Raw genomic sequence first — 444 nt, forward strand, 5'->3', positions numbered from 1 at the left:
CACCTGGCCTTTGCTACCCTGCTCGACCAGGGCTATCCGGTCCGCCTGTCCGGCCAGGACAGCATTCGGGGCACCTTCACCCACCGCCACGCCGGCCTGATCGACCAGAAGACCGAGCAGCTCTACTTCCCCCTCCGCAACCTAGGTCCGAACCAGGCGCACTTCGAGGTGCTGAACTCGGCGCTGTCGGAAGAGGCGGTGCTGGGCTTCGAGTACGGCTTCTCGCTGACCGATCCGAACACCCTGACCATGTGGGAAGCCCAGTTCGGCGACTTCGCCAACGGCGCCCAAGTGGTCGTGGACCAGTTCATCTCGTCGGGCGAGCGCAAGTGGCTGCGCATGAGCGGCCTCGTCATGCTGCTTCCGCACGGCTACGAGGGCCAAGGCCCGGAGCACTCCTCCGCGCGTCTCGAGCGCTATCTGCAGATGTGCGCCGAAGACAAC

General features: G+C 65.5%; 1 pseudogene. It reads left to right on the top strand.

Features of this window, described 5'->3' with window-relative positions:
- Positions 1–444, top strand: a pseudogene (gene sucA / locus DJ017_RS19935) (2-oxoglutarate dehydrogenase E1 component); the annotation flags it as partial.

The sequence above is a fragment of the Phenylobacterium soli genome (genome assembly GCF_003254475.1).
Classification (GTDB): domain Bacteria; phylum Pseudomonadota; class Alphaproteobacteria; order Caulobacterales; family Caulobacteraceae; genus Phenylobacterium; species Phenylobacterium soli.